The sequence below is a fragment of the Ralstonia pickettii genome (assembly GCF_001699815.1).
GTDB lineage: Bacteria > Pseudomonadota > Gammaproteobacteria > Burkholderiales > Burkholderiaceae > Ralstonia > Ralstonia thomasii.
Window position 1 is genome coordinate 1 of the sequence record NZ_MCGB01000014.1, and the last position, 7,243, is coordinate 7,243.

Below are 7,243 nucleotides of genomic sequence, written 5' to 3' on the forward strand. Positions count from 1 at the left end.
GGATGCACCACCAAGACCAAACCAAAACCAAAACCAAAACCAAAACCAACGACTACCCCGCCCCCTCACGACATCACGACATCACCACATCCCCCACCGGCACCCGCGTACTATCCCTCCACTCCTGCACATAGTCAGGCGTACCCGCCGGCGCGGCCTCCACCACCGGCGGCAACGGCAACAGCGCCATCGGCAGCACCCCAGCCCACACAGGCAAGTCAAGGTCTTCAGCATCATCCTTCGGCCCGCCCGTGCGCACTTTGCACGCCGCTTCATCCAGCGGAATGCGCAGCACGGTCGTGGCAGCGAGTTCCTTGGCATTGCCGGGCCGCGCCTGTCGCGAACGGCCAGGCGCGAGCACTTCCATGAAGGTATCGAGCACCCCAGCTTTCTGCGCATCGGGCACAACTTCGAACGCACCGTAGATGACGGCCGAGCGGTAATTCATGGAATGGTTGAACGCCGAGCGCGCCAGCACCAGGCCGTCGATGTGCGTGATGGTCACGCAGACCTGCGCACCGCTGCCTGCCAGCTTGAGCATGCGGCTGCCGTTGGAACCGTGGATGTAGAGATGACCGCCCTCGCGCCAGCACGCGGTCGGGATGCAGTGCACACCATGCTCGTCGGCGAAGGCGATGTGGCAGACGTAAGCCTCGTCGAGGATGGCGTGCAGCGTGGTGCGGTCGTAGTGGCCGCGGTGCGCGACGCGGCGCACGCGGGTGCGTGCGGTGGGCGATGTGGATTCCGTGGTGGACACGCGAGGCTCCGAATCTTGTATCGATGTGCCGACGATAGAAAAACCGTGGCACCATGAGTAGACCCATCAAAATGGAATGTATTGGAGCCACGATGGACTACGGCGTCCTGCTGTCGAACTACGAACGCACCGCAATGCACCGCGAAGGCGTGGCACGCGCCTCGCAGCAGCATCGGCTGTATGCCTGCCTGCGGGCGGCCATCCTGAGCGGACAGATCGAGGAAGGCACGCGCCTCGCGCCATCGCGCACGCTGGCCGAAGAACTCGGTATCGCGCGCAACTCGGTGCTCTACGCCTACGAGCAGCTCGCCACGGAGGGCTTCGTACTGAGCCGGCGGCAAGGCACGGTGGTGGCGCGCGTTGGCCTGCAGCAGACGCCTGCGCAGGCGCCCGAAGCCGCGCCTGCGCTGTCGCACCGCGTAAAAGATCTGGAACGCCCGCGCGGCGACATGGACGACCTGCTGCCCTTCCTGCCCGGCACGCCTGCGCTGGATGAATTCCCGCTGGCGCAATGGCGCCGTTGCATGGAGCGCGGATGGCGCCGCATCGGTCCCGGGCAGATGGGCTACGGCCCGGTCGAAGGCAATGTCGCCCTGCGTCAGGCCGTGGCCGAATACCTGCGCGTTTCGCGCGGCGTGCGCTGCGACGCGACGCAGGTTTTCATTACCGATGGCACGCAGAACAGCCTCGACATGTGCGCCCGCACGCTCGCCGATGCGGGCGACACCGCATGGATCGAGAACCCCGGGTACTACGGAGCGCGCGCCGCCTTGCAGGCCGCCGACATGCGCCTGGTACCGATCAGCGTCGACGCCGATGGCCTCGCCCCGCGCGAGGAGGACTGGCGCGACACGCCGCCCAAGCTCATCTACATCACGCCGTCGCACCAATACCCGCTGGGCGCGGTGATGAGCCTGGAGCGCCGCCTTGCGCTGATCCAGCACGCGCGCGCTGCCGGCGCGTGGATCATCGAAGACGACTACGACAGCGAGTTCCGCCACACGGGTGCGCCGCTATCCGCCGTGCAGGGCCTGACTGAGAATGCGCCGGTCATCTATCTCGGCACGTTCAGCAAGATGCTGTTCCCGGCGCTGCGCCTCGGCTATATGGTGGTGCCACCTGCGCTGGTGCCCGCGCTGAAGAAGACGGCCGGTGCGCTGATGCTGCGCGGGCGCGTGGCTGAGCAGCTCGCGCTGGCCGAGTTCATCGAGGCGGGACATTTCACGCGGCACCTTAGGCGCATGCGTCGCCTCTATGGCGAGCGCCGCGATGCGCTGCAGGCCGCGATCGAGCGTCACCTTGATGGCATCGTCACCGTATCGGGCGGCGCGGGCGGCATGCATCTTTCCGCGCGGCTCGACGCCCCGGTGCCCGACACCGAAGTCAGCCGCGCCGCCCGTGCGCACGGAATGGTGTTGCGGCCGCTGTCGCGCTTCTGCCTGCCGGGCACGCTGACCGCGCAATACAACGGCCTCGTGCTCGGCTACGGCAACGTGCCGGCCGAAGCGATGGACGGATTGGCCCTGCGCATACGCGACGTGATCGAGAGCGTAGCCGGCTGATTCACCAGCGCGGCTCTCGCCTGCATGGCTTTTTCGCAAATGTTGCATGCACCGCACAACCGGTGCAACCGCCCCGTGCGACGCGGTGCATGCGTGCATCGGACACCACAACCAAGGGAAAACCCACCCCCATTCTTGCTGCGTTGCACGGTGTCCGGAATGTCACGCGATGCTACGATGCCTCGACTTACGGCTGTCTGCCAGTTTCCACAAGAAGCGGCGCAGGCGGCACCAAAAGAGACCTGCTGTCGGTGATCCCGGCACACCCACACGGAGCACGCATGAATGCCCCTCTGAACGACGCGCTACGACGCGCGCTCGAAACCGTTTCCCTGGACGACAAGTACACGCTCGAGCGTGGCCGCATCTACATCAGCGGCACGCAGGCACTGGTGCGTCTGCCAATGCTGCAGCAGGAGCGTGACCGCGCCGCTGGGCTGAATACTGCGGGCTTCATTTCCGGCTACCGCGGCTCGCCGCTGGGGGCGCTGGACCAGGCGCTGTGGAAGGCCAAGAAGCATCTGGCCGGGCACAACATCGTCTTCCAGGCGGGGCTCAACGAAGACCTGGCCGCCACGGCGGTCTGGGGCTCGCAGCAGGTCAATCTGTATCCGAGCGCCAAGTTCAGCGGCGTGTTCGGCATGTGGTACGGCAAGGGGCCGGGCGTGGACCGCACGATCGACGTGTTCAAGCACGCCAACTCGGCCGGTTCGTCGGCGCATGGCGGGGTGCTGGTGCTGGCCGGTGACGATCACGCAGCCAAGTCCTCCACGCTGGCGCACCAGTCTGAGCACGTCTTCAAGGCGGCCGGCATTCCGGTGCTGTATCCGTCCAACGTGCAGGAATATCTCGACTACGGCCTGCACGGCTGGGCGATGAGCCGCTACTCCGGCCTGTGGGTGTCGATGAAGTGCGTGACGGACGTGGTGGAATCGTCCGCCTCGGTGGACGTCGATCCGCATCGCGCGCAGATCATCCTGCCCGAAGATTTCGCCATGCCGCAGGGCGGCCTGAACATCCGCTGGCCCGATCCGCCGCTGGTGCAGGAAGCCCGCCTGCTCGACTACAAGTGGTACGCCGGCCTGTCGTACGTGCGGGCCAACAAGCTCGACCGCGTGGTGCTCGATTCGCCGCAGGCGCGCTTCGGCATCATGACCGCCGGCAAGGCGTACCTCGACGTACGTCAAGCGCTGGTCGACCTCGGCCTTGATGAGGACACCTGCCGCCGCATCGGCATTCGCCTGTACAAGGTCGGCTGTGTATGGCCGCTGGAAGCACACGGCGCGCGCGCCTTTGCCGAGGGCCTGCAAGAGATCCTGGTGGTGGAAGAGAAGCGCCAGATCCTCGAATACCAACTCAAGGAAGAGCTGTACAACTACCGCGACGACGTGCGTCCGCGCGTGTACGGCAAGTTTGACGAAAAGGACAACGCCGGCGGCGAATGGTCGGTGCCGATGGCCAATTGGCTGCTGCCGGCGCATTACGAGCTGTCGCCTGCCCTGATCGCCCGCGCCATCGCCACGCGTCTGGAAAAGTTCGAGTTGCCGTCAGACGTGCGCGCGCGCATTGCCTCGCGCATCGCCATCATCGACGCCAAGGAGAAGGCGCTCGCCCGCCCGCGCGTCACCGCCGAGCGCAAGCCGTGGTTCTGCTCGGGTTGTCCGCACAACACGTCGACCAACGTGCCGGAAGGCTCGCGCGCGCTGGCCGGCATCGGCTGCCACTACATGACCGTGTGGATGGATCGCCGCACCGACACCTTCAGCCAGATGGGCGGCGAAGGTGTGGCGTGGATCGGCCAGATGCCGTTTTCGGGCGACCAGCACGTGTTCGCCAACCTCGGCGACGGCACGTATTACCACTCGGGCCTGCTGGCGATTCGCGCGTCGATTGCAGCCAAGGTGAACATCACCTACAAGATCCTCTACAACGACGCCGTGGCCATGACGGGCGGCCAGCCGGTCGACGGCCCGCTCTCCGTGCCGCAGATTGCCGCGCAGGTGCATGCCGAAGGGACGTCGCGCATCGTCATCGTCACGGACGAGCCCGAGAAGTACAACGCCGCCATCAAGCTGCCCGAAGGTGTGACGGTGCATCACCGCGACCGTCTCGACGCCATCCAGCGCGAGCTGCGCGAGGTGCAAGGCACCAGCGTGCTGATCTACGACCAGACCTGCGCGACTGAGAAGCGCCGCCGCCGCAAGCGCGGCACGCTGGTCGATCCGGCACGCCGCGCGTTCATCAACGACGCGGTGTGCGAAGGCTGCGGCGATTGCTCGGTCAAGTCGAACTGCCTGTCGGTCGAGCCGCTGGAAACGGAGCTGGGCACCAAGCGCAAGATCAACCAGTCGTCCTGCAATAAGGACTTTTCTTGCGTGAACGGCTTCTGCCCGAGCTTCGTGACGGCCGAGGGCGCGCAGGTGCGCAAGCCGGAATCGCACGGCGTGTCGATGGAAGGCCTGCCGCTGCTGCCGCATCCTGAGCTGCCCGCCATCCAGCGCGCGTACGGCGTGCTGGTGACTGGCGTGGGCGGCACGGGCGTGGTGACGATCGGCGGCCTGCTCGGCATGGCCGCGCACATCGAAGGCAAGGGCGTGACCGTGCTCGACATGGCGGGCCTGGCGCAGAAAGGTGGCGCCGTGCTCTCGCACGTGCAGATCGGCGAGCGTCCGGATTCGATCCACGCCACGCGCATCGCCATGGGCGAGGCGGATCTGGTGATCGGCTGTGACGCGATTGTCTCGGCGTCTGACGAAGTGCTGTCGAAGGTGCAGCACGGCCAGACGCGCGCGATCGTCAACAGCACCGCATCGCCCACCGCCGACTTCATCAAGAACCCGAACTGGCGCTTCCCGGGCAGCTCGACCGAAGCGGACATCCGTGCGGCCATCGGCGATGCCTGCGCGTTTGAAGACGCCAGCACGCTGGCCGTGCGCCTGCTGGGCGACGCCATCTACACCAACCCCCTGGTGCTGGGTTTTGCGTGGCAGAAAGGCTGGCTTCCGCTGACACACGACGCGCTCGTCCGCGCGATCGAACTCAACGGCGTGGCCGTCGAGAAGAACAAGACCGCGTTCGAATGGGGCCGCCACCTCGCGCAAGACCGCGATGCGGTGCTCAAGCTCGCCGACGACGCCCCGCGTGCCAAAGCGGATGTGATTGCGCTGCCCTCGCTGGACACGCTGATCGCCCGCCGCGTCGATCTGCTGACCGCCTACCAGAACGCCGCGTATGCCGCCGAATTCCGCGCTGTGGTCGAACGGGTGCGCGCGGCGGAAGCAGCCGTGGTCGGTGCAGGCCAGGCGCTGGCGCTGACGGAAGCCGTGGTGCGCAATCTGTCGAAGCTGATGGCGTACAAGGACGAATACGAAGTCGCCCGCCTGTACACCGATCCGGCATTCCTCGACAAACTGCGCGCGCAGTTCGAAGGCGAACCGGGGCGCGACTACCAGCTCAACTTCTGGCTCGCGCCGCCCATGATGGCCAAGCGCGACGAGAAGGGGCACCTGGTCAAGCAGCGCTTTGGCCCCAACACGATGCGCATCTTCAAGGTGCTCGCCAAGCTCAAGGGCCTGCGCGGCACGGCGTTCGACATCTTCGGCAAGACTGAAGAGCGCCGCACCGAGCGCGCGCTGATCGGCGAATACCGTGCTCTGATCGATGAACTGGTGAAGAGCCTGACGGCGCAGAAGCTGGCGCAGGCCGTGGAACTGGCCCGCCTGCCGGAAGACATCCGCGGCTTCGGCCATGTGAAGGAGGCCAACCTGGCCGCGGCGCGCATCCGCTGGAACAAGCTGCTCGCGCAGTGGCGCGATCCGGCTGCGGCACAGCAGGCAGCCTGATCGGCGCCAAGCATTCAGCATCGCCATGAAAAAACGGAGGCTTCGGCCTCCGTTTTTCTTTGTGCGCGTCTGACTCGTCAGCCCGGCACGATCTGCTGTGCGTAGTCGTACAGGTCCTGCAGGATGGTCTGCGCACGCGTGTCGCCGTTCTCTGCGGCTTCCGCGCCCAATTGCTGAAGCCGCTCGCCGAAGGTCTCGAAGGTCATGTAGCCATCGCGGCCTTCGAACAGGCGCTCGGCGCGCAATTGCTCCCACCGCTCGTATTCCTCTTCGTTCAACGTATCGGGAAAGTTGCGTGCGCGGTAGCGGAACAGCAGCTCCGGCAGACGCGCATCGGCAAACTCCGCATGCAGGCGCGCGAGCTGTTCGCCGCTGAGCGTGCGCAGCTCGTTGAGCAGGCGGCGATCGTCGTTGCCGACGAATCCGCCGTAGAGGTTCTGGTCGACGTCTTCAATCGGCTCCAGTTCTCGGGCGTACACCTGGCGCCACGTTTCCCGCATGTCGGGTGCGCCTTGGGCGATGGCGGCGTGGCGTTCGATCATGGCGAAGTCGATGCCCCAGCGTTCTGCCTGCGCGGGTTGCAGCGTCTTCATGTTGCTGATGACGATGGGTGACTTGTTGATGTGGATCGACTTGATCGGCAGCCGCGTGGTGCCTTCGGCCAGATCGGCCGTGCGCGTGAACATGCGTTCGCGAATCGTGGCGACGTCCATGTGGAACAGCTCGGACGGGTCGAACGCCAAGTCCCACACGATCAGTTCGTTCTTGTTGGCCGGATGACCACCCAGCGGCCACACCACGGCCATGCAGCCGCGCTCCACGCCGTACATCCCGGAGATGTGCAGCAACGGCCGCGGCGCATCGCCGATCTCGGCCACCACGCGGTCTTTCTTGCGCAGCGCCAGGCAGAAATCGAACAGGCGCGGCTGCGCATTGCGGATGAGGCGCGCCAGCGCAATCGTCGCGCGCACATCCGACACCGCATCGTGCGCCGCCTCATGCACCAGGCCGTTGGCCTTGGACAGATGCTCCAGTTTGAAGCTCGGCGGCCGTCTTCATGGGTGGGCCATTGAATGCCCTCC

General features: G+C 65.9%; 3 protein-coding genes and 1 pseudogene. 2 read left to right on the top strand and 2 right to left on the bottom strand.

Annotation, left to right across the window (positions count from 1 at the left end; genetic code table 11):
• Positions 1-73: 73 nt before the first annotated feature.
• A complete protein-coding gene (locus BEK68_RS01800) occupies positions 74-757 on the bottom strand; it encodes a pyridoxamine 5'-phosphate oxidase family protein (protein ID WP_004628815.1) in 684 nt (227 codons plus the stop codon).
• A gap of 92 nt (positions 758-849) precedes the next feature.
• Between BEK68_RS01800 and BEK68_RS01805 the strand changes: the two genes are divergently transcribed.
• The gene (locus BEK68_RS01805; RefSeq protein ID WP_012436650.1) at positions 850-2,319 is read left to right on the top strand and encodes a PLP-dependent aminotransferase family protein; all 1,470 of its coding nucleotides are present in this window, start codon (positions 850-852) and stop codon (positions 2,317-2,319) included.
• A 281-nt stretch (positions 2,320-2,600) separates the two neighbouring features.
• Entirely contained in the window at positions 2,601-6,161 is a 3,561-nt protein-coding gene (locus tag BEK68_RS01810; RefSeq protein WP_012436651.1) for an indolepyruvate ferredoxin oxidoreductase family protein, read from the top strand.
• 77 nt (positions 6,162-6,238) lie between these two features.
• Here the strand turns inward: BEK68_RS01810 and sbcB are convergent.
• A pseudogene (gene sbcB / locus BEK68_RS01815) lies at positions 6,239-7,243 on the bottom strand (exodeoxyribonuclease I); the annotation flags it as partial.